This is a genomic window from Agrobacterium sp. GD03872, from assembly GCF_029840625.1.
GTDB lineage: Bacteria > Pseudomonadota > Alphaproteobacteria > Rhizobiales > Rhizobiaceae > Agrobacterium > Agrobacterium fabrum_A.
Genome location: NZ_JAOCCY010000003.1, coordinates 357962 through 378795 on the forward strand (window position 1 = coordinate 357962; position 20834 = coordinate 378795).

Genomic DNA, 20834 nt, shown 5'->3' on the forward strand with positions numbered 1-20834 from the left:
ACGGCACTGTAGAGAAGTCTTCAGTGACAGGCAGTAATCCGCAATGTCAGTTGCGCAGCCTATACCCCGTCTTGAACATCCAGCTCACGACACCCAGGCACAGCGCCAGAAACAGCGTGATCATCGCGAGGCTGATGACCGGATTGACGTCGGCGATCTCATAGAAACTCCAGCGGAAACCGCTGATGAGATAAAGCACCGGGTTGAAGTGGCTGACCGTCTGCCAGAAGGGCGGCAGCATGTCGATGGAATAGAAGCTGCCGCCGAGGAAGGTCAGCGGCGGCACCACCAGCATGGGAATGAGGTTCAGCTGCTCGAAATTCGTCGCCCAGATGCCGATGATGAAACCGAACAGGCTGAAGCTGACAGCCGTCAGCACGAAGAACAGGATCATCATGAACGGATGGGCGATGGTGATATCCACGAAGAAGGAGGCGGTTATCAGGATGATCGTGCCGATCATCAGCCCCTTGGTCGCCGCCGCCCCGACATAACCGGCAAGAATTTCCGTCATCGCCACCGGGGCGGAGAGGATTTCATAGACCGTACCGGTGAATTTCGGGAAATAGATGCCGAAGGAACCGTTGGCGATACATTGTGTCAGCAGCGTCAGCATGATGAGGCCGGGCGTTATGAACGCGCCATAGGAAACACCGCCAACTTCCTGAATCCGCGAACCGATCGCCGTTCCGAACACGATGAAATAAAGCGATGTGGAAATGACTGGCGACACCACGCTCTGCAGCAGGGTGCGACGCGTGCGCGCCATTTCGAACAGGTAGATGGCCTTGACGGCTTCGAAATTCATTTCTGGCCTCCCACCAGCGAAACGAAGATATCCTCAAGCGAACTCTGTCGCGTTGAAATATCCTTGAAATGGATGTTGGCGGCGGAAAGGGCGCTCAGAACATCGGCAATGCGCCCCTGCTCACCATTGTCCTCGATTTCATAGGTGACGGTGCAGCCATCCTCGGAAAGTGTGAGGCCGAAGGGGAGAAGGCTTTCGGGCAATTGCTCCACCGGCTGGGCGAGTTCGAGAAAAAGCTGCTTGCGGCCAAGTTTCTTCATCAACGCCGTCTTTTCTTCCACCAGCAGCAATTCACCGCCATTGATGACACCCACCCGGTCGGCGATTTCTTCCGCCTCTTCGATGTAATGCGTGGTGAGGATGATGGTGACGCCCCTGGAGCGTAACTCGGAAACCACGTTCCACATGTCGCGGCGCAGCGCCACGTCGACGCCTGCGGTCGGCTCGTCGAGGAACAGCACTTTAGGCTCATGCGCCAGCGCCTTGGCGATCAGCACACGCCGTTTCATGCCGCCGGAAAGCTCCCGCAGCATATTGTCCTTCTTGTTCCAGAGCGAAAGCGACTTCAGGATGCGCTCGATCAATTCAGGGTTCTTCTTCTGCCCGTGCAAGCCGCGCGAGAAGCTGACGGTGTTCCAAACCGTCTCGAACTGGTCTGTCGTCAGCTCCTGCGGCACGAGGCCGATGAGCGCGCGGGTCTGGCGAAAATCCTTCACCACATCGTGCCCGCCGACGAGTACCGAGCCTTCACCCGGATTGACGAGGCCGCAGACGATGGAGATCAGCGTCGTCTTGCCCGCACCGTTCGGACCTAGAAGGGCGAGGATTTCCCCCTCCCTGATATCGAGGCTGACACCTTTGAGCGCCTGAAAGCCGTTTGCGTAGGATTTTGTCAGATTCCGTATCGAAACAATGGCATTCATGGCGAATTCTTTCGAAAACCGAGTAAGATGAACGCCATATAGACCGCAGAGGTTGCAAATGCCAGCCCGACGGGCTGAACACTGCGTTCGGCAGAGAGGGAAAATCAGCCGTAGACGCTATAGAAAAACTGCGCTGCGACGAAGACCAGAAACACCCCGAAAGCCCGCTCCAGCTGCTTCTTGCTCAGCGCATGCGCCAGCCGCGCGCCATAGGGCGCGACGAGCAGCGTGATGGGGATCAGCAGCACCACGGCGATCCAGTTGATGAAGCCGGTGGAAAACGGCGGCAGGCCCGCATCGCCCCAGCCGGCCCAGATATATCCAAGGAGCCCCGGTAGCGAAATCAGCACGCCGACACCCGAAGACGTGGCGACCGCCTGATGGATGCTGCGTCCGTAAAGCGTCATGAAGGTGTTGTTCATCACCCCGCCGCCGACGCCCATCAGGCCGGAAAAGAGCCCAATGCCGGTTCCAACCAGAAAACGCCCCGGGTTTTGCGGCAGGTCGGAGCCGAGATGCCAGCTCGCCCGGTTGAAGATCATCCGGAAGGCGAGCACCAGCGCAATAAAGGCGAAGATCAGGCGCAGCGCAACGCTTGAGGCATGGGCGGCCACCACGGATGCGAGGATGGTGCCGAGCGGCACCGCAACGATCCAGCCCTTCAGCAGATCGATATCCACCGCGCCCTTCTGGCGATGCGCCAGGAACGAACGGATGGAAGTCGGCACGATGATGGCAAGCGAAGTGCCGAGTGAGAGATGCATGCGCACCGTCTCCGGCACGTCCAGCAGCCCGAAGACATGATAAAAGACCGGCACCAGAACCGCTCCGCCGCCAATACCGAACAGCCCCGCCAGAAGACCGGCCACCACACCCGCGGCGGCAAGTGCTGCGGCAAAGATCATTATCTCTGAAACAGGGGGCATGAAAGCTCGCTCCCGCAGGCCGTTGTCACAAACATGTGACCCTCATATCGTATCAGAAGAGCGCGGCAAGCCATGTTGGCCGCAGGTCAGTACGGCGCGATGTCTTTTGCCGCATATCCGTGCCGGATGGACCACTCAATGGGATCGTTTCCCATTTTCATGCCCTTGCAAAGACGCCGATATCCCCCCGATAAGGCTGTCTTCTTCAACCGGCCTTCGGGCCGGTCTTTTTTTGTGCACATAAAGAAACGACGCAGCAAATCGGAATTCTGATTCGCCGCCCCAGCTTGGAGCCGGGTTCAGTCGATGCTGTCAGCACCGCGAGACAAACTGCTTTCAACGCTGTCAGCGGATTCCGGATTTCATGAAGGATTGCACGACCTGGCGCTGCAAGACGATGTAGAGGATGAGGATCGGCAGGCTGGCCAGCGTCGAAGCGGCCATCAATGGTCCCCATTCATTGCCTTCGGCGGTCATGAACATTTGAATGCCGATCTGAATGACGCTGTTTTCGGCGGTGCGCGACAAAAGCAGCGGCCAGAAATATTCGTTCCAGGTCGAGATGAAGATGAGGATGGCCAGCGAGGCCACCGTGCCGCGCAGGTTCGGCATTATGATTTCCCACAGAATGCGCCATGAGCGCGCGCCATCCATGCGGGCCGACTCGATCACCTCGCTTGGAAAACTGCGCATCGCCTGGGCAAGCAGCAAAATGGCCAGCGCCGAGGCGAAATGCGGCAGGATCAGCGCCATCAGGCTGTCGAGCAGGCCCATCTGCACGACGAGGAGATAATTGGGGATCATCACCACCTGAAACGGCACCAGCCAGGTGAGCGCCACGGCGGTATGGACCAATTTGTCGAAGGGGAAGCGCCAGCGGGCGAAGGCATAGGCGGCGAGCAGCCCGGTGAACAACTGGATCAGGGTCACCGCTGTCGAGGTCAGAAGCGTGTTGAACAACATGCGGCCGATGGGAATGGCATTGAGGGCGTAAATGTAGTTGTCGAGCGACACGGCCGTCGGCCAGAGGCTGACCTCGAACAGGGCATTGGGGGCGCGAAGCGAGGTCGCTATCATCCAATAGACGGGAAAGATGCAGATGATCGACAGCAACACCATGACCAGATGGCCGGCGGCGCTGTTCAATGCGCCGGCGACGGCCTTGCGGCGCAACGGCGACGGAGCAGGAACGAAGGTCGCAGCATCAATTGTCATGGAAGGAATACCTGTCGATGAGACGGAAGAGCAGGAAGGCGAAGGCGCTGAAGCCTAAGAACAGGATGACGGCCGCGGCCGAACTCCAGCCTACCGACATGGAGGAAAAGCCGAAATCCCACAGCAGGTAATAGATATTGGTGGTGCTGCCGAGCGGGCCGCCCTGGGTGAGAATGTTGATATAGGTAAAACTCCATTGCGCGCCGAGCAGGATCGTCATCATCACCATGAAGAGGATCGATGAGCTGAGCAGCGGCAGCCGGATATCACGCACGATCTGCCATTTGGAGGCGCCGTCCATGCGGGCGGCCTCGATGAGCGCCGGGTTGATATTGGCGTTGGCGGCCGACAGGATGAGGGTGGAAAAGCCGATGAGCTTCCAGCCGGTGATGGCGATGACCGTCCAGATGGCGATCTGGGGGTCGCTCAGGAACTGGACCGGTTTGAAGCCGAACCATTTGATGATCAGGTTGACCATGCCGAAACCGGGGTCGAGCAGCCAGCGCCAGACGGCGGCGGCGACGACCGGGGCGATGATCATCGGCACGAAGATGATGGCGCGGTAGATATTGCGCCAGCGGGCCGGCAGGTCATGGGTGTAGATGGCGAGCGCCAGCGGGATAAGGACGGCGAGCGGCAGCAGTCCGAGCACATAGACGCCGGTGTTGCGCAGCGCCTGCCAGAATTTCGGCAGCGCGAATATGCGCTCGTAATTGCTCCAGCCCACCAGGGTCATCGGCGAATTGGGCAGCATGTTCCACTGATGGAAGCTCAACCGGACGGCGTCGACAAGCGGCCAGTAGATCCAGGCGATAAGCGTGATCAGCGCGGGGGCGAGGTAAAGCCACGGCGAGAGATGCCGCGACACAATTTTGAGCGCACGTCCCATGGCAGAGCGCGGGCTGCGGGTTTTTTCGGCGACGGCCGGGGGAGAGAGAGCGAGGTCCGCCATGGTGTATCCTGTCCAAAGGGGGCGCCCGCCATCGGGCGGACGCCGGTCGTTTCAGGGGGTTCAGTTTCAGGGTATCAGGGCCTGAGCCTGGGTCTGGGCGTCCTTGAGGGTCGAGGCGACATCGACACCGCCATAGATGGCCTGCTCGACGCCATCCAGCATGGTCTTGACGATCTGGCGATAATTCGGACCGGGCATGGGAACCCAGGGTTCGATGCGCTCGAGTTGCTCAAGATTGGGCTGGATCATCGGATGGTCCTTGACCCATTGGCCAAGATATTGCGGATCGTTGACGATCGCGGGGCGCAGCGGCAGATAGCCGATCTCCGAGGTGATGACGGTGTAGCCGTGCTTGCCGGTGAGGAATTTCATCAACTCCCAGGCGGCGCGCTGCTTTTGCGGATCGGAAGTATGGATGGTCAGCGCCGAGCCCGAATTGTTCGGCCGGGTCGGCTTGTCGCCGAAGCGCGGCATGGTGGTGGCGCGCAGCTCATATTTGCCCTTGGCGGCGGCGATCAGACCGGCCTGCTGGGCGCTGGTCGCCAGAAACATGCCCAGCTTGCCCGCGTTCATGTTATCGGCGACGGCGTTGTAATCGAGATTTTCATAAACGCCGGCGTCGAAGAGATCGCGCAGCATCTGAACCGCTGCGACGGATTCCGGCTCGGCGAATTTGAGCGTCTTGCGGTCATCCGAGATCACCGTGCCGTTGTTGGAGCGGACGATGTTCTGCAGCATCCAGTCGAGCGCGCCCTTGCCGACGACGGCGCCGCCAAAACCCTTGGCGTCGGTCTTTTTCTGAATGGCGAGAGCGGCCTGCTTGACCTCTGCCCAGGTCTTGGGCGGCTGGTTGGGATCGAGGCCCGCGGCGCGGAACAGATCGACGTTGTAATACATGACCGGCGTGGAGAAGACGTAAGCGAGCCCATAGGTCTTGCCATCGAGGACGCCGAGCTTCAGGCCTCTGGGGTTCATCCCCTCGAAATGAGCGGCCAGTTCATTGGCCGGAATAATATCCTCGAGCGCCTTGGCGTCGAAATTGCGAACGGCGAAATCGAGGTCGGAGAAGATCGTCTGCACGAGGTCGACCGGCTGGCGGGCGGCGAGATCGGCCTGGATGAGGCTGTTGTCCGCCGAGGCATAGGGCACGCCCTTGACTGTGATGTTGGGATTGGCGGCCATGAATTCGGCAATGAGCTTCTTCGTGGCCTCGGCCCCGATGCCGGTCGATTTCAGATTGTAATTGTAGAAGGTGATGGTCACCGGCTTGTCGACCGCAGCCGGCATCGTCTGGGCGAGAGCGGGCAAGGCGAACAGCAGCGCGGCGGCGCCAAGAAGAAAACTTTTGCGTTTCATTTGGAGGGTCCTTTATTCGGCGGCCTGCTGGCCGGTTTCAAATGATTTAATTAATTCGACCATCTCCACGTGGGTGGAGCGTGACAATTCACGCACTTCCTTGCGCAATGGGGCGAAAGTGACGGTAAGGCCGGAGGGGCGCACGGCGCCGATGACGAAAGAAGCGCCCTCGAGCATGCGTATGCCTTCATGCAGCCACTGCACGTCGGTCGGGCCATGCTGGCCGATACCGATCACCACCGGCACGCCGTACCAGTTGGAAACACGGTCGTAGTGCACATGGCCCGACAGAATGCCGAGAATATTCTTGCCGGCGACTGTCTGGCGAAGCACCTCGGTATCGCTGATCGAGAGTGCCTCCCATTCCGTCGCCGGATCGGCATCAAGCGTGGGAGCGTGATGCGTGACGAGGAGTTTCGGGAGGTCCGCGTGATGTTCGAGCTCGGCCTTCAGCCAGTCGATCTGGCCCGGCTCGAAACCCCCGCCCACCTTGCCCGGCAGGGACGAGTCGAGGACGACCAGATGAATGCCGTCGATGACGCAAGAATGGTCGTAAGGGGTATCGTCATGGTCCGTTTTGCCCAACATGACCTGATAAAAGCCGTCGCGCCGGTCGTGATTGCCAAGCGCGAAAAGCACTGGCATGGCAAGGTCGGCTTCAGCGAAAATGGATTTGAGCATTTCATAGCTGCCCGCATCGCCGCGATTGGTGAGATCGCCGCTGACGACGACGAATCGGGGAGCGGGAACAAGCTTTTTGACATCGGTAAGAATTGCGGCCAGCGTCGCATTGGTATCGGAATAGAGATGTTCATCCCTGACGGCCGGGTCGCCGACATGCAGGTCGGTTAGGTGAATGAACCTGACGGGTTCGGACATGGCTTGCTCCTGTGGATGGAGCCGGCCGGGGAGTGGCCGGCTCCGCTTGGTTTCCGCGTTTGACGACACCGACGGTGCATGCCCTCTTGCGCTGGAACGATGGCATCGGTATCTTGCGTCGATGACAAGTGAATGAAGGTTCATTCAGTTTATGGATATGACTTCCGACAAGCGCGAACGTATTCTGGCGGCGGCGCAACGCCTCGTTGTCCGCAATGGTCTGCAATGCTCCATGGCGGCCATTGCCGATGAGGCCGGTGTGGCCACCGGTTCGCTCTATAATTATTTCGACTCCAAGGAAGCGCTGGTGCGCGGGCTTTATGAGCGGGTGGCGTTGCAGATGAGCGAGGCCCTTATGGTTCCCGCCGATCCCGATCCTGGCCAGACGCTGCGCAATTATTTCTCGCGCTATGTTCACTTTATCGGGGAAGACGAAGAACGGGCCAAGCTTTTCAGCTATCTCGACAATACGCCGCTGATTTCCAGCAACGCCGTGTGGATATTCGGACCCTTTGTGACACATGGTGTCCAACTGATCGTGCAGGCGCAAGCGGCGGGAATGGTTCGTCCGGGGTCCGCGAAACTGATGATGAGCTTCCTGCGCGGCGCCGTACGCAATGCACTCAAGCGCCGCGACGGCTATGGTGCCTTTTCCGAGGAGGACAGGCAGCTATTTGCGCAAATGTGCTGGGATGCGATCAAGGTGTAAGGCATGCGCTGGAGTTGCTGCTGACAGCAACGGCCTTCCGCTAGTCGCAATGCCTGTAACCGGACTTGCGCGTGCGCAGATCGAAATGAAAATGGTTCCAGTGATTGGGATCGCTGCCCGGTCCAAGAACGGTGGAGAAATATTTGCAGCTGTCGGACCGCACCGCCTTCAGCAGCGCTTTCTCGCGGAAGGCGAAGAAGCTCTTGCTGCGCACGTCGATTTCCTTGCCGTTCTTCAGCGTGATGGTGCCGATATCGATGGCGTTGCCGCGCGCATGTTCGGACCACGGATTGCTGGAACGCGAATTCATCTTGCGGCAGGAATAACCGCCCATCGGCGTGATGCGGCCGACACCGGAGAGATAACGGAAGCGCGAGGACGGAACGAGCTCGAACTTCACCCATTTGGCGAAGGCAAGCGTGACCTGGCAATTGAGCTTCACCGCCGGCCGGATGGCGACACCGCTGGCGAGACCGCTGAGTTCGATCGGATAATCGATACCGCAGGTCGGCCCGTCGGCAATGCGCGCAACATCCCGGAAAGCGACGCCAAGGCGGCGCAACTCGGAGCGGCAGGCAACTTCGGAAGATGGCATGACGCCGGGCGGCATCGAGCGGTTACTTTGCAGCCCGCCGCCCGCCACCGGATCGTTCGGCATGAGCATGGCGACTTCCTCTACCGGCTGGCGGCGGGAAGAGGAACCCGGCGGCGGCGGCGGTATCAGGCGCGACTGGCTTGCGGCCTGCTGCCGGCGCGGAGGCGAGATGGCCACCGGATTGTCCGTGCCGATACCATCCACCACCGGCTGTGCCGAAGCGCCTTCGGCAATGTCCGCATCCTGTTCTTCGGCAAGTCCGCGGACCGGTTCCACGCCCAGCATGGAATCCATGTTCACACCACCCTCACCCTCGGCGATCTGGTTGCTGGCCATCTGCTGCGCGGGCATGGTCTCGCCCTGCATTGCCTGCGCCGGCGCAGTGGCAGGGCCGCTGGCCGCCATGCGCGCCTGATGCTGGGAATCGAGCGTTGAATAACCCTGCCCGCCCTGCGGCGATTGCAGCAGGGGATCCTGCGAGGCGTATGGCTCCGGCATCGGCTGTGAAACGGCTGCTGGATAATCGGCGCCCTGCCCGGCCTGCTCGGCCTGATACACCGCACCCGCCGGCGCGCTGTAACCCTGCTGCCGCGAGGAGCGGATGGCGCTGACGCGCGTGGTGCCGTCCACCTCCGCCGGCGGCACGAGGCCCTCCGCCGAACATGACACCATGACCGTGGAAATCATCAGCAACGTCACAAGACGACGCGGAAGGGAAACATACGCCATACGAGAACCTGTACCTTCAGCGGCCGCAATTCGCGGCAATACAGGATAAATTTTAAAGAAATGAGGTAAACGAAACCTTATTGGTTGCGGGAAATAACGAACCTGGCTGTTGCGTGAAGCTGCAGATGAAGACGGTACGATCGAAATTGGGTCGAAGGCGATGACAGAAATGCTGAAGCCTCTCCTCCAGCATCCAGCGCCGAAACCCCTCCTCCGTCGCCCGGCGCCCAAACGTCTCCTCCGTCATTCTCGGGCTTGACCCGAGGATCCATGGTCGCGCCCGGTTGTAGATCCTCGGGTCGAGCCCGAGGATGACGTCGAGTGTGATGAGAGCTTGTCAGTCATCCAGGGGCGCAGCCAAAACCACGCCCTCCGGTTTGCCCGAAACAGACAAAATCAAGCCGCCCGAGAAACCTCACGTCCCGCCGCATGCCCCAGTTCGAAACGCGACAGCAGCGAGCGCAGCTGGCGGCTTTCCTCGGCCAGCGTCTGGCTCGCCGCCGTCGTCTCTTCCACCATGGCGGCGTTCTGCTGCGTCATCTGGTCCATGTGGTTGACGGAGGTGTTGATCTCCTGCAGGCCGGTCGCCTGTTCCCGCGCCGCCGTGGCGATGGAGTTGACGTGACCGTCGACACGGTTGACCAGCGCCGCGATCTCCTCCAGCGCATCGCCCGTCGAGCGTACAAGTGCGACGCCGCCGCCGACCTCTTCCGCAGAGCGGTTGATAAGGGTCTTGATCTCCTTGGCGGCATTGGCGGAACGTTGCGCCAGTTCACGCACCTCCTGCGCCACCACGGCAAAACCGCGTCCCGCATCACCCGCACGCGCCGCCTCGACACCGGCATTCAGCGCCAGAAGGTTGGTCTGGAAGGCGATCTCATCGATGACGGAAATGATCTGGCCGATGCGTTTCGAGGAGTCCTCAATGCGGCCCATGGCCTCGACGGCATTGCGCACGATCTCGCCCGAACGGCCGGCACTGGTTTTCGTGTCCTGCACCATCTGCCGGGCCTCATTGGCCCGTTCGGAAGCCGTGCGCACCGTGGCGGTGATTTCATCAAGGGCCGCCGCCGTCTCTTCCAGCGCTGCCGCCTGCTGTTCGGTCCGGCGGGAAAGGTTACCGGTTGCTCCGCTGATGTCGGAGGCGCTGTCGTTGACGACATCGCCCGTTCTGGCAATCGCCTCGATGGCGTCGTGAAGCGCGCCGACAGCGCGGTTGAAATCCATGCGCAGCTTTTCATAATCTGCACCGATATCGGAAAGCGAGACGGTGAGGTCGCCATTGGCAAGCGCCTCCAGCGCATGTCCCAGCCGATCCATGGCATGCGCCTGCCGCTCGGATGCCGAGCGCAGAACCATCTCGTTGCCCTGCCGCGCCTCCTCCAGCGCCCGCTGCTGATCCGCTTCGCGAGCCTGCAGGGCGCTGCGTTCGTTGACGCTGTCGCGCAGGACCAGCAGCGTCTTGGCAATTGCACCGATTTCATTGCGACGGCCGGCGAACTGGATTTCGGCCGTACCGTCACCGTCGGCAATCCGCTTCATGCTCTGCCGGATAAGGTCGATCGGCCGCGTCACACTGCGCACCACGGCGGCAGCCACGCCAATGACGACAAGACCGGACAGGACGCACAGGCCGACATAAAAATAGGCGTCGTTCCAGAAAGCCGCCTCGAGATCGTCGACATAAACGCCGGTGCCGACAATCCAGCCCCAGGGGGCAAAGCCGGCAACATGGGAAAATTTCTCGACCGGTTCCGGCGCACCGGGTTTCGGCCAGTAATAATCGACAAAACCCTGACCGCCCGCCTTCACCGTATTCACGAACTCGACGAACAGCGCCTTGCCGTTCGGGTCCTTGTTTCCGGTGAGATCCGTGCCGTTCATTTCGGGCTTGATCGGGTGCATCACCATTTTGGGATGCATGTCGTTGATCCAGAAATAGCCGCTGCCATTGCCATAACGCATCGCCGCAATCGTCGTCTTGGCCTGCTGCTGCGCCGCCTCCCGGCTCAGGCTGCCGCCTTGCTCCAGCCGGTAATATTGATCGAGAATGGCGACGGCGGTTTCATTCATCGCCGCCAGTCCCGCTTTCCGCTCACGTTCCATCTTGTGGTAACTTTCAAACAGGCTGAAAGTCAGGGCCGCGGTCAATATTGCCAGAAACAATGCGACGAGCGCATAAAGGCGCATGGATATCGTGACGTTTTTCATACTCCCCCCAAGTCGATGATGTAGTTCGACCAGCCGAGGTTAAAGTTGAAAAATTTATTATCGTTAAACATGCCTGTTATACATTAGTATTATTTCACATATCTTCGCCGGCACCCGCCATACGGGTTCGCAGATGTCAGAAACCGGTACAGAGCCGGGGGATTCGCCGAAATCCATTCCGTTTTAAAGGGGGTGTTAACCCTGGCGTTCTATCCTCTCTTGCCGAAATACGGATACAGGGAGGCACGCGATGGCACGGCCGAATTTCCGCTATACGCATTATGACCTGAAGGAATTGCGGGCTGGCACCACCATTGAAATATCCCTTTCGGCCGTCAACAACGTGCGGCTGATGACGGCGGCAAATTTCCAGCGCTTCACCGAACTGCTCGATTTCAAATATCTCGGCGGCGTCGCCAAGAAATCGCCGATCCGCATCGCCATTCCCGAAACAATGCAGTGGCACCTCATCATCGATGCCGAAGGCCATAACGGTCTGGCGGAATCCTCGGTCAAGATGCTGCCGGCGCAACCGCAGGCGGCCGCCCACCGCAAGGCATCCTGATTTTATTTAAAAACAGTGGGTTGCCGCGGTTTCGTGACTCTTATTGCCAGCCGCTTGATTCTTATTCTCAAGATCGCCGCGCAATGCGGCTCTCACCTCGACCAAGGGAACCCTAGCGCGCGCCACGCTCGCGGCGCAGCTTCGCCCACCAGTCGAGGCGCTTGCGGATTTCCCGCTCGAACCCCCGGTCCGGCGGATCGTAAAAAGTGGTGCGCCCCATTTTTTCGGGGAAATAATCCTGCCCGGAGAAGGCGTCCGGTTCGTCATGGTCATAACGGTAACCGTCGCCATAGCCTTCACCCTTCATGAGCTTGGTCGGCGCGTTCAGGATGTGTTTCGGCGGCACCAGCGAGCCGTTTTCCTTGGCTGCCCGCATCGCCGCCTTGAAGGCCACGTAAACGGCGTTGGATTTCGGCGCGGTGGCAAGATAGACGCAGGCCTGCGCCAGCGCCAGTTCGCCTTCGGGCGAACCGAGATAGTCATAGGCGTCCTTGGCGGCGTTGCAGACGGCGAGCGCCTGTGGATCGGCAAGGCCGATATCCTCCACCGCCATGCGCACCAGCCGCCGGCCGATATAGAGCGGGTCTTCGCCGGCATCGAACATTCGGGCGAGATAATAGAGCGCCGCATCCGGATCCGAACCACGCACCGACTTATGCAACGCAGAAATGAGATTGTAGTGGCCGTCCTGGCTCTTGTCGTAGACCGGCGCTCGCCGCTGCACGATGCGCGTCAGCCCTTCGGTATCGAAGGTCTCGTCCTTACGCGCCGCGCGCCAGACCTCTTCGGCAAGCGTCAGCACGGCGCGGCCATCGCCATCGGCCATGCGGATCAGGCTGGCCCGCGCCTCTTCCGTCAGCGGCAGGGCCTTCTGCTCCGCCTCCTCCGCACGCTTTATAAGCTCGCTCAGGCTTTCCTCGTCATGCGAGCGGAACGTCAGCACCCGCGCCCGCGACAGGAGAGCGGCATTCAGCTCGAAGGACGGGTTTTCAGTGGTTGCCCCCACCAGGATGATGGTGCCATCCTCCATGACCGGCAGGAAGCTATCCTGCTGGGCCCGGTTGAAGCGATGAATCTCGTCGACGAAAAGCAGCGTCTGCCGACTGTTCATCCGGCGGGCGCGCGCTGCCTCGAATACCTTCTTGAGATCGGCGACACCGGAAAAGATCGCCGATATCTGCTCGAAGGCAAGCCCCGCCTCGCCGGACAGCAGGCGGGCAACCGTGGTCTTGCCGGTTCCGGGCGGCCCCCAGAAGATCATCGATCCCAGGGAGCCGCTCTCGATCATGCGGCGCAGAACGCCCTCTTCACCCGTCAGATGCGGCTGCCCGCTCACCTCCGCCAGCGTCTTCGGACGCAGGCGATCGGCAAGAGGCCGCCGGTTGGCGACCTCGACAGGCACTTGCGGGGCGAAGAGATCGTCACTCATCGCAGGAACTGCCGGATGCGCTGCCCATCTCGCAGGATCTCCACACGCCAGAAACCGGGATTGTCGTCCAGCGCCTTCTCAACCGCAGCCGTGGAGCCGATATCCGCGCCGTTCAGCGACAGGATCACGTCTTTGGGCAGAAAGCCGACACGATAGGCGGGCGAGCCACGCTTCACATCGGTGATCACAACACCCGTGACATGCGACGGCATGCGCAATTCGTCGGCAAGCTTCGGCGAAAGATTGGCGACGGTCGCGCCGGCGAAGGGATTGCGGCCCTCGATCAGGCGTTCATCGCGCGGCGCGGTTTCCGGCGCAGTATCGAGCGCGATGGTCAGCTTCTTCTCTTTGCTCTTGTCCATGACCGTCAGTTCGGCTGACTTGCCAATACCAGCCGTCGTCAGGCGATAACCAAGAGCATCCGGATGCTCCACCTCGAAACCGTTGACGGCGGTGACGACCTGCCCCGGCTCGATGCCCGCCTTCTCCGCCGGACCGTCCTTGACGACGCTGACGACCAGCGCACCGCGGGCGCGATGCAGGCCAAGCGCTTCGGCGACATCCGAGGTTACCGGATCGAAAGTCGCGCCAATATAGGGCCGCTGAAAACTCGCATCGCCACGCTCGGCGGCGGCGACAAAAACCCTGACGAGATTGGCGGGAATGGCGAAGCCGATACCGTTCGAGCCGCCACCCTTGGAAAAGATCGCGGTATTGATGCCGATCAGTTCACCCGCCATGTTCATCAGCGCGCCGCCCGAATTGCCGGGATTGATGGAAGCATCGGTCTGGATGAAGAAGCCGAAATCGCCCTGCGTCACCTGGTTGCGCGCCAGGCCCGAGACGATGCCGCTCGTTACCGTCTGGCCGACACCGAAGGGGTTGCCGATGGCGAGCACCAGATCGCCGACCTCGATGGCATCGGAATTGCCGAGCGACAGCACCGGGAATTGCTCTTTCGCATCGATCTGCAGAATGGCGAGATCGACCCGGTCGTCCTTCAGCAGCACCTTGGAGGAAAACTCGCGCCCGTCCGCCAGCGCCACCTTGATGTCGTCAGCACCGTCGATGACGTGATTGTTGGTGACCACGAGGCCGCCGGCGGTCACGATCACACCCGAGCCGAGCGACGACTGTTTTTCGGTGCGGTTCGGCATCTGCTGGCCGAAAAACTGCTCGAAGAAAGGATCCCCGGCAAAGGGCGAAAAACGCCGCTGCACCACGCGTTCGGCATAGACATTCACCACCGCGCCTGCGGTGCGCTTTACCAGCGGCGCGAAGGAAAGCTGCATTTCCGTGTGGCTCGATGGCACGGCCCTGTTGTCCTGCGCCGCAGCCCCCACGGGCAGGAGCACGAGCGCGGCGAGAAAGCCGGTGGACAGATACTTCAACACGCTTCGCATGTGATTCCTCATCGTCATCAGTATGATGGAGTTATAACGCCAAAGCCTGTAAAGCAAAGAGCGGCAAGATGATGGCCGGCCTTTTCCCTGTTCAGGCCGGTTGCGGCAGCTGGAACCAGCGGGGCCCCTTTTTGGTTTCATCCGCATCGACTGTCCTTGAAAGAGACGACACATGCATCTGAAACAGACTTTTCTGGCCTGCGGCCTCCTCCTCGTTTCCGCCGCTCTCGGCTCCCCCGCTGGCGCTGCCAGCTTCGATTGCACGAAGCCCGATCTTGCTTCGGATGAAAAGGCGATCTGCGACAATCGCGCCCTGAACGATCAGGATGTGAAGATGGCCACCACCTTCGACATCCTCACCCAGCTTATGGCCATGGGCGCCCGCGACACGCTGCGCGACGAGCAGAGCCAATGGCTGAAGAAACGCCAGGAATGCGCAGCGGATGTCGCCTGCCTGACCGGCGCTTATGACGAGCGGATGAAGAAGCTCGGCGAAGCCTTCCAGAGCATCAACAGGCCTCTCTGATCGACATAGCGCCAGTCAGGCCGCGCGGATGATATTCTCCATAAGGCCGTGCAGCTGATCGCGATAACCGGTTCTGGCCGATGGTGCATCCTCACGCGAGGTCATGACCACGGACAGCCGTCTGGCGGGAACGATGTAGAGCATCTGCCCGCCATAACCCCAGGCGTAATAGACAGTTTCTCCCGCCATCTCCTTGATGAACCAGCAATAACCGTAACCGTCGCCGTTGAAGACCGAATTGGTGCGCTGTTGCCAGGACTGGTCGATCCAGCCTTGTGAGATCAGCCGCTCACCCCCGGGTGTCACGCCGCCAAGACGATAGAGCTCACCGAATGCCAGCAATGAACGCGCCGTCATCGCCATCTGGTTACCGCCGAGATAGATGCCCTGCGGATCACGCTCCCAGCCGCCGATGGAAAATCCCTCGAGCGGCCGGAACCAGTCGCGGGCGAGAGCAAGCGTCGAGCGGCCGGATGCCCTGGTCAATATCGCCGAGAGCAGATGGGTGGACCCGGTGGAGTAAAGCATGCCGCCGCCCGGCTCCCCGGCAAAACCCGAGCCCAGCGCCATTCTCACCCAGTTGCGGCTGGCAACCCAGCGGCCGTAATTCGGGCCGGACATGCGCTCCAGACCGGATTGCATGGACAGCAGGTTACCGATGGTGACCCTTTCCAGCCGCGGATCGGGGTTCTGCGGAAAATCACCGCGCAGGATGGTCGCAATCGGCTGATCGGCACCCGACAGTATCTTCCGGTCAATCGCCATGCCGACCAGCGCCGAAATGACCGATTTCGACGCCGACTTGATGTTGGTGGAGCCGTTAAGGCTGGCGCCATGATAGGCACGGCTGGCGACCTCCGCACCGTCGATGCTGACGATGACAGCCTTGAGGCTGGAAAGCGCATCCGCATCCCGCAGCAACGGATCGAAACGGATGCCATTGCCGGTGCTTTGCGCGCGGGCAAGCGGCGCAAAAGGCAGGGATGCGATAAGGGCGAGCGCGGTTCGTCTTTTCATGCAGATCAAGTTAGGCATCGCGGAGTTCTGGAAAAGGCCCGACAGCTGAACATCACTCCAATGTGACTGCCGGGCGGGAGGCAGTGAACCCGCATTTTCAAATTTTCATTTTTAAAACAGCAGGTTGAACGAGGATAAAGAATCATCTTCTGAGGCAATTGAATCTGTTTGTGAACGAAAACGCAAACCGGTTTCAGGGCAGCAAAAAGCCGCTCAAAGAGCGGCTGATTGAACGATGATAAATCTCGCGCCACAGTCGGCGTCACCTCGGGCCCGTCCCGAGGATCTCACCACATCACATAAATCAAACGGTTGCAGAGGCTCACGCAAGGCCCGGGCATGACAAATGAGAGCTTTTCGACCTTTGTCAGCAAGCTCAAGCCGTCCCGCACAACGGGGCGGTTAGGTCCTTTCCCAACCGAGACCGAACCTTACTCCGGCAAAATCCGCACCGCACCCTTGTCCGCACTCGATGCAAAGGCCGCATAGGCCTTCAGCGCCGTTGTGACATTGCGCTTGCGCGGCGCTTCCGGCTTCCAGCCCTGCGCATCCTGCTCGGCACGGCGCGAAGCCAGTTCCGCGTCGGTGACCTTCAGGTTGATGGTGCGGTTCGGAATGTCGATCTCGATCAGATCACCCTGGCGCACGAGGCCGATGGCGCCGCCCTGCGCCGCTTCCGGCGAGGCGTGGCCGATGGAAAGGCCGGACGTGCCGCCCGAAAAACGACCGTCGGTAATCAGCGCGCAGGCTTTGCCGAGACCCTTGGATTTCAGATAGCTGGTCGGATAGAGCATTTCCTGCATGCCCGGTCCACCCTTCGGTCCTTCGTAACGGATGACGACAACGTCGCCCGCCTTGACCTCATTGCCGAGAATGCCCTTCACGGCCGCATCCTGGCTTTCGTAGACGACCGCCGGGCCGGTGAATTTCAGGATGGATTCGTCGACGCCCGCCGTCTTCACGATACAGCCATCAAGCGCGATATTGCCGTAAAGCACGGCCAGACCGCCATCCTTGGAGAAAGGCTTCTCAACCGACCGAATGACGCCGTTGTCGCTATCCGTGTCCAGATCATCCCAGCGCGAGGACTGGCTGAAAGCCACCTGCGTCGGCACGCCGCCGGGGGCCGCCTTGAAGAACTGGCGCACCGTTTCGCTGTTGGTGCGGGTGATGTCCCAGCGGTCGATGGCGTCGCCGAGCGTCGCTTCATGCACCGTATAGGTATCGCGATTGATGAGACCGCCGCGTTCCAGCTCGCCGAGAATGCGCATGATGCCGCCAGCGCGGTGAACGTCTTCCATATGCACGTCCTGCTTGGCAGGCGCGACCTTGGAAAGGCAGGGAACCTTGCGGGAAAGACGGTCGATGTCCTCCATGCCGAAATCAACGCCGCCCTCATGCGCCGCCGCCAGAATATGCAGAACCGTGTTGGTGGAGCCGCCCATGGCGATATCCAGCGACATGGCGTTTTCGAATGCCGCCTTGTTGGCGATGGTGCGCGGCAGAACGGTTTCGTCGTCCTGCTCGTAATAACGGCGCGCCAGATCGACGATCAGATGGCCGGCCTCGACGAACAGGCGCTTGCGATCCGAATGGGTGGCGAGCGTCGAGCCGTTACCGGGCAAGGACAGGCCGAGCGCCTCGGTCAGACAGTTCATCGAATTGGCGGTGAACATGCCGGAACAGGAACCGCAGGTCGGGCAGGCGGAACGCTCGATTATCTTGACGTCCTCATCGGAAATCTTGTCATCGGCAGCCGCAACCATGGCATCGACCAGATCGAGCGCCACCGTCTTGCCATGCAGCACAACCTTGCCCGCTTCCATGGGGCCGCCGGAGACGAAGACGGCGGGGATGTTGAGGCGCATCGCCGCATTCAGCATGCCGGGAGTGATCTTGTCGCAGTTGGAAATGCACACCATCGCATCGGCGCAATGGGCATTGACCATGTATTCAACGGAATCCGCGATGATCTCGCGCGAGGGCAGCGAATAGAGCATGCCATCATGGCCCATGGCGATACCGTCATCGACCGCGATGGTGTTGAATTCCTTGGCCACACCGCCGGCCGCCTCGATTTCGCGGGCAACCAGCTGGCCGAGATCCTTCAGATGCACATGGCCCGGCACGAACTGCGTGAAGGAATTGACGACAGCAATGATAGGCTTGCCGAAATCGCTGTCCTTCATGCCGGTGGCGCGCCAAAGGCCGCGCGCGCCCGCCATGTTGCGGCCGTGGGTTGTCGTTCTGGAGCGATAGGCTGGCATGGTGTTTTCCTCGATCTCTTGGACAGAAGAGCGCATTTCCGCAATGGCGGTAAAAATAGCTCCTGCCCTATTTTGCGGTTTTTCTAGCGCAAACCGCAAGCCCTGTCACTGTCACCTTCGGGCAAAACAGTACGGTCCGGTACGGTACGCTTCATCTTCATCCTACTATCGGACCGTGCCGTCATCACAAATGCGCGATTTCCCTCACCCGACCGTTGTTTTTCCGCGGAGCGCTGAAACATATCTGTGCAGCGGCCGTATTGACTATCATAATCGATTTATCGCCGATGCACCCGGCTTTTGTGGAGGTTGAAATGCCCGCCTATCGTCCGCCCGTGATCGCGGCCAGTGAAATCACGCCGAAGAATATCTACCTGTCCCGACGCGGCTTTCTCGGCACGGCCGCGGGGCTGGCGGCAATCGGGCTTGCCGGCCGCGAAGCGATTGCCGCACCGCTTTCCGCAAAACCCGGCGCCTATAAGCTGGATGAAAAGCTCACCCCGCTCGACGCCGTCACCAGCTACAATAATTTCTATGAATTCGGCGTTGGGAAATCCGACCCGAAGGAAAATTCCGGCAAGTTCAAGCCGACCCCATGGACGGTAAAGGTGGACGGCCTCGTCTCCAAACCGCAGGAATTCGGCATCGAAGAGCTGATGAAAAATCCTCTCGAGGAGCGCACCTATCGCATGCGCTGTGTCGAGGGCTGGTCGATGGTCATTCCGTGGATCGGCTTCCCGCTCGCCACCCTTCTCGACAAGGTGGAGCCGCTCGGCAGCGCGAAATATGTCGCTTTCGAAACCGTGGTGCGGCCGGACGAAATGCCGGGGCAAAGCGGCCTCTTCCAGCCGCTCTCCTGGCCCTATGTCGAGGGGCTTCGCCTCGATGAAGCGCGCCATCCGCTCACCATTCTCGCCGTTGGCCTTTATGGAGAGACCCTGCCGAACCAGAACGGTGCGCCGATCCGCCTCGTCGTACCGTGGAAATACGGTTTCAAGGGCATCAAATCCATCGTCCGCATTTCGCTGGTCGAAAAACAGCCGGAAACGACCTGGAAAAACTCCAATGCCCGCGAATATGGCTTCTATTCCAACGTCAATCCGCATGTGGACCATCCGCGCTGGAGCCAGGCGACGGAACAGCGCATCGGCGAAGGCGGCTTCTTCGGCACGCAGAACCGCCCTACCCTGATGTTCAACGGTTATGATGAGGTGGCAAGCCTCTATGCCGGCATGGACCTGAAAGCGAATTATTGACCATGGCCTTCGCCCTGCCCTCTCTTCCCTCGCTGCCGAAGCGTTATCAGCCGGCGGCCATCTGGTCGCTTTATGTGATCGGCCTCTGTCCGGGTGTCTGGTATTTCTATCTCGCCGCAACCGGCGGCCTCGGCTTCAATCCGGTCAAGGATTTCGAACACCTGCTCGGCATCTGGGCGCTGCGCTTCCTGTGCCTCGGGCTTCTGGTGACGCCGCTGCGCGATCTCTTCAACATCAACCTCATCGCCTATCGTCGGGCGCTGGGGCTGATCGCCTTCTATTACGTATTAGCCCATTTCACCGTCTATCTGGTGCTGGATCGCGGCCTGATCCTCGGCTCCATCGCCGGCGATATCCTGAAACGCCCCTATATCATGCTCGGCATGGCCGGCCTTCTCATGCTCATACCGCTGGCGCTCACCTCCAACCGCTGGTCGATCCGCAAACTCGGCAGCCGCTGGAACACGCTGCACAAACTCGTCTATCTCGTGCTCATCGTCGGCGTGCTGCATTTCGTGCTGGCGCGGAAGTCGATCACGCTGGAGCCGGTGTTTTATATCAGCACGATGGTGGTATTGCTGGGGTATCGGCTGCTGCGGCCTTCGATCATGTCGATGAAGAGAGCCAAACGCGCGAGACCCGTCCGGCCATAATGGCGGCGGCCCCAATCCCCGCGACATAACAGCCTATATTCCACAGCGAAAAAACACGGCCGAGCAGCAAAGCGCCGGCCGTCGTTGCGCGAAACGCATCCAGCGCCGGAAAATGAACAAGCCGGATGAGTTCCACGAGGATGACGGCAAAAATGGCGATGTGAACCTCATAGCCGCGCCAGCGGGATGGAAAGAAGGCTGCCAGCAGCAGATAGATCATCGCTCCCCAGAGCACGGATCCGCCATATTTTACCGCCACGAACGGCAATCCCACGTCGTAACCTAAGCTCCGCAGGCAAAGGCCGCAGACGATCACCGCCATCGCCGCCGCCAGAAGCCGGATTCGGGCGAAATAAGATGGGGATACGCGCGGCAGGCCCATACGGCTTCCTTCGGGTTTTCGTATGAAAGGTGA

At 60.3% G+C, this 20834-nt stretch carries 19 protein-coding genes; 5 read left to right on the top strand and 14 right to left on the bottom strand.

Going from position 1 to position 20834, the window contains the following annotated elements; genetic code table 11:
• Positions 1-46 precede the first annotated feature (46 nt).
• The 7 genes from N5D22_RS09395 to N5D22_RS09425 all read right to left on the bottom strand — a co-directional run bounded on the left by N5D22_RS09395 (position 47) and on the right by N5D22_RS09425 (position 7059).
• Positions 47-808 (bottom strand): ABC transporter permease, encoded by a 762-nt coding sequence (locus N5D22_RS09395; RefSeq protein ID WP_279656149.1) that lies wholly within the window; start codon positions 806-808, stop codon positions 47-49.
• A complete protein-coding gene (locus tag N5D22_RS09400; RefSeq protein WP_279656150.1) occupies positions 805-1731 on the bottom strand; it encodes an ABC transporter ATP-binding protein in 927 nt (308 codons plus the stop codon). Before N5D22_RS09400 ends, N5D22_RS09395 begins: the two co-directional genes overlap by 4 nt.
• 104 nt (positions 1732-1835) lie before the next feature.
• On the bottom strand, positions 1836-2657 hold the full coding sequence (locus N5D22_RS09405; RefSeq protein WP_279656151.1) for a sulfite exporter TauE/SafE family protein: 822 nt from the start codon (positions 2655-2657) through the stop codon (positions 1836-1838).
• 345 nt (positions 2658-3002) lie between these two features.
• The gene (locus N5D22_RS09410) at positions 3003-3872 is read right to left on the bottom strand and encodes a carbohydrate ABC transporter permease (RefSeq protein WP_279656152.1); all 870 of its coding nucleotides are present in this window, start codon (positions 3870-3872) and stop codon (positions 3003-3005) included.
• Positions 3862-4824, bottom strand: a complete 963-nt coding sequence (locus N5D22_RS09415) for a sugar ABC transporter permease (RefSeq protein WP_279656153.1) — start codon at positions 4822-4824, stop codon at positions 3862-3864. The genes N5D22_RS09410 and N5D22_RS09415 overlap by 11 nt, the downstream gene beginning before the upstream one ends.
• 66 nt (positions 4825-4890) lie before the next feature.
• On the bottom strand, positions 4891-6180 hold the full coding sequence (locus N5D22_RS09420) for an ABC transporter substrate-binding protein (RefSeq protein ID WP_279656154.1): 1290 nt from the start codon (positions 6178-6180) through the stop codon (positions 4891-4893).
• Positions 6181-6192: 12 nt separating this feature from the next.
• Positions 6193-7059 carry a metallophosphoesterase gene (locus N5D22_RS09425; protein WP_279656155.1) on the bottom strand — a complete coding sequence of 289 codons (867 nt, stop codon included), beginning with the start codon at positions 7057-7059 and terminating at the stop codon, positions 6193-6195.
• Positions 7060-7210: 151 nt separating this feature from the next.
• Between N5D22_RS09425 and N5D22_RS09430 the strand changes: the two genes are divergently transcribed.
• A complete protein-coding gene (locus tag N5D22_RS09430; protein ID WP_279656156.1) occupies positions 7211-7768 on the top strand; it encodes a TetR/AcrR family transcriptional regulator in 558 nt (185 codons plus the stop codon).
• 40 nt (positions 7769-7808) lie between these two features.
• Here N5D22_RS09430 and N5D22_RS09435 read toward each other — a convergent pair whose 3' ends face one another.
• Both N5D22_RS09435 and N5D22_RS09440 read right to left on the bottom strand, forming a co-directional pair.
• Positions 7809-9092, bottom strand: coding sequence for an extensin family protein (locus tag N5D22_RS09435; RefSeq protein ID WP_279656157.1), 1284 nt, complete (start codon positions 9090-9092; stop codon positions 7809-7811).
• A 396-nt stretch (positions 9093-9488) separates the two neighbouring features.
• A complete protein-coding gene (locus N5D22_RS09440; protein ID WP_279656158.1) occupies positions 9489-11303 on the bottom strand; it encodes a methyl-accepting chemotaxis protein in 1815 nt (604 codons plus the stop codon).
• Between the two features lie 250 nt (positions 11304-11553).
• Here N5D22_RS09440 and N5D22_RS09445 point away from each other — a divergent pair, with 250 nt between their 5' ends.
• The gene (locus tag N5D22_RS09445) at positions 11554-11868 is read left to right on the top strand and encodes a DUF1883 domain-containing protein (RefSeq protein WP_279656159.1); all 315 of its coding nucleotides are present in this window, start codon (positions 11554-11556) and stop codon (positions 11866-11868) included.
• Between the two features lie 112 nt (positions 11869-11980).
• On the opposite strand, the gene N5D22_RS09450 is transcribed toward N5D22_RS09445, so the two are convergent.
• Both N5D22_RS09450 and N5D22_RS09455 read right to left on the bottom strand, forming a co-directional pair.
• Positions 11981-13297 carry a replication-associated recombination protein A gene (locus tag N5D22_RS09450; protein ID WP_279656160.1) on the bottom strand — a complete coding sequence of 439 codons (1317 nt, stop codon included), beginning with the start codon at positions 13295-13297 and terminating at the stop codon, positions 11981-11983.
• The gene (locus N5D22_RS09455) at positions 13294-14700 is read right to left on the bottom strand and encodes a DegQ family serine endoprotease (RefSeq protein ID WP_279656161.1); all 1407 of its coding nucleotides are present in this window, start codon (positions 14698-14700) and stop codon (positions 13294-13296) included. Before N5D22_RS09455 ends, N5D22_RS09450 begins: the two co-directional genes overlap by 4 nt.
• A gap of 172 nt (positions 14701-14872) precedes the next feature.
• Here N5D22_RS09455 and N5D22_RS09460 point away from each other — a divergent pair, with 172 nt between their 5' ends.
• Positions 14873-15226, top strand: coding sequence for a lysozyme inhibitor LprI family protein (locus N5D22_RS09460; protein ID WP_279656162.1), 354 nt, complete (start codon positions 14873-14875; stop codon positions 15224-15226).
• 15 nt (positions 15227-15241) lie between these two features.
• Here the strand turns inward: N5D22_RS09460 and N5D22_RS09465 are convergent, their stop codons facing one another.
• Both N5D22_RS09465 and ilvD read right to left on the bottom strand, forming a co-directional pair.
• Complete coding sequence (locus tag N5D22_RS09465; RefSeq protein ID WP_279656163.1) at positions 15242-16243, bottom strand: serine hydrolase; 1002 nt, start codon at positions 16241-16243, stop codon at positions 15242-15244.
• Positions 16244-16674: 431 nt separating this feature from the next.
• On the bottom strand, positions 16675-18510 hold the full coding sequence (gene ilvD / locus N5D22_RS09470) for a dihydroxy-acid dehydratase (RefSeq protein ID WP_279656164.1): 1836 nt from the start codon (positions 18508-18510) through the stop codon (positions 16675-16677).
• Between the two features lie 314 nt (positions 18511-18824).
• Here ilvD and msrP point away from each other — a divergent pair, with 314 nt between their 5' ends.
• Positions 18825-19766 (top strand): protein-methionine-sulfoxide reductase catalytic subunit MsrP, encoded by a 942-nt coding sequence (gene msrP, locus N5D22_RS09475; RefSeq protein WP_279656165.1) that lies wholly within the window; start codon positions 18825-18827, stop codon positions 19764-19766.
• Between the two features lie 2 nt (positions 19767-19768).
• Positions 19769-20419 (top strand): protein-methionine-sulfoxide reductase heme-binding subunit MsrQ, encoded by a 651-nt coding sequence (msrQ, locus tag N5D22_RS09480; RefSeq protein ID WP_279656166.1) that lies wholly within the window; start codon positions 19769-19771, stop codon positions 20417-20419.
• Here msrQ and N5D22_RS09485 read toward each other — a convergent pair.
• Positions 20373-20801 (bottom strand): DUF2809 domain-containing protein, encoded by a 429-nt coding sequence (locus N5D22_RS09485; protein ID WP_279656167.1) that lies wholly within the window; start codon positions 20799-20801, stop codon positions 20373-20375. The two genes, msrQ and N5D22_RS09485, sit on opposite strands and share 47 nt — an antisense overlap.
• Between the last annotated feature and the right edge of the window lie 33 nt (positions 20802-20834).

Excerpts from the sequence above, each read along its gene's own strand:
- N5D22_RS09395 (WP_279656149.1), bottom strand. The coding sequence starts at position 808 with ATGAATTTCGAAGCCGTCAAGGCCATCTACCTGTTCGAAATGGCGCGC.
- N5D22_RS09400 (WP_279656150.1), bottom strand. The coding sequence starts at position 1,731 with ATGAATGCCATTGTTTCGATACGGAATCTGACAAAATCCTACGCAAAC.
- N5D22_RS09405 (WP_279656151.1), bottom strand. The coding sequence starts at position 2,657 with ATGCCCCCTGTTTCAGAGATAATGATCTTTGCCGCAGCACTTGCCGCC.
- N5D22_RS09410 (WP_279656152.1), bottom strand. The coding sequence starts at position 3,872 with ATGACAATTGATGCTGCGACCTTCGTTCCTGCTCCGTCGCCGTTGCGC.
- N5D22_RS09415 (WP_279656153.1), bottom strand. The coding sequence starts at position 4,824 with ATGGCGGACCTCGCTCTCTCTCCCCCGGCCGTCGCCGAAAAAACCCGC.
- N5D22_RS09420 (WP_279656154.1), bottom strand. The coding sequence starts at position 6,180 with ATGAAACGCAAAAGTTTTCTTCTTGGCGCCGCCGCGCTGCTGTTCGCC.
- N5D22_RS09425 (WP_279656155.1), bottom strand. The coding sequence starts at position 7,059 with ATGTCCGAACCCGTCAGGTTCATTCACCTAACCGACCTGCATGTCGGC.
- N5D22_RS09430 (WP_279656156.1), top strand. The coding sequence starts at position 7,211 with ATGGATATGACTTCCGACAAGCGCGAACGTATTCTGGCGGCGGCGCAA.
- N5D22_RS09435 (WP_279656157.1), bottom strand. The coding sequence starts at position 9,092 with ATGGCGTATGTTTCCCTTCCGCGTCGTCTTGTGACGTTGCTGATGATT.
- N5D22_RS09440 (WP_279656158.1), bottom strand. The coding sequence starts at position 11,303 with ATGAAAAACGTCACGATATCCATGCGCCTTTATGCGCTCGTCGCATTG.
- N5D22_RS09445 (WP_279656159.1), top strand. The coding sequence starts at position 11,554 with ATGGCACGGCCGAATTTCCGCTATACGCATTATGACCTGAAGGAATTG.
- N5D22_RS09450 (WP_279656160.1), bottom strand. The coding sequence starts at position 13,297 with ATGAGTGACGATCTCTTCGCCCCGCAAGTGCCTGTCGAGGTCGCCAAC.
- N5D22_RS09455 (WP_279656161.1), bottom strand. The coding sequence starts at position 14,700 with ATGCGAAGCGTGTTGAAGTATCTGTCCACCGGCTTTCTCGCCGCGCTC.
- N5D22_RS09460 (WP_279656162.1), top strand. The coding sequence starts at position 14,873 with ATGCATCTGAAACAGACTTTTCTGGCCTGCGGCCTCCTCCTCGTTTCC.
- N5D22_RS09465 (WP_279656163.1), bottom strand. The coding sequence starts at position 16,243 with ATGAAAAGACGAACCGCGCTCGCCCTTATCGCATCCCTGCCTTTTGCG.
- ilvD (WP_279656164.1), bottom strand. The coding sequence starts at position 18,510 with ATGCCAGCCTATCGCTCCAGAACGACAACCCACGGCCGCAACATGGCG.
- msrP (WP_279656165.1), top strand. The coding sequence starts at position 18,825 with ATGCCCGCCTATCGTCCGCCCGTGATCGCGGCCAGTGAAATCACGCCG.
- msrQ (WP_279656166.1), top strand. The coding sequence starts at position 19,769 with ATGGCCTTCGCCCTGCCCTCTCTTCCCTCGCTGCCGAAGCGTTATCAG.
- N5D22_RS09485 (WP_279656167.1), bottom strand. The coding sequence starts at position 20,801 with ATGGGCCTGCCGCGCGTATCCCCATCTTATTTCGCCCGAATCCGGCTT.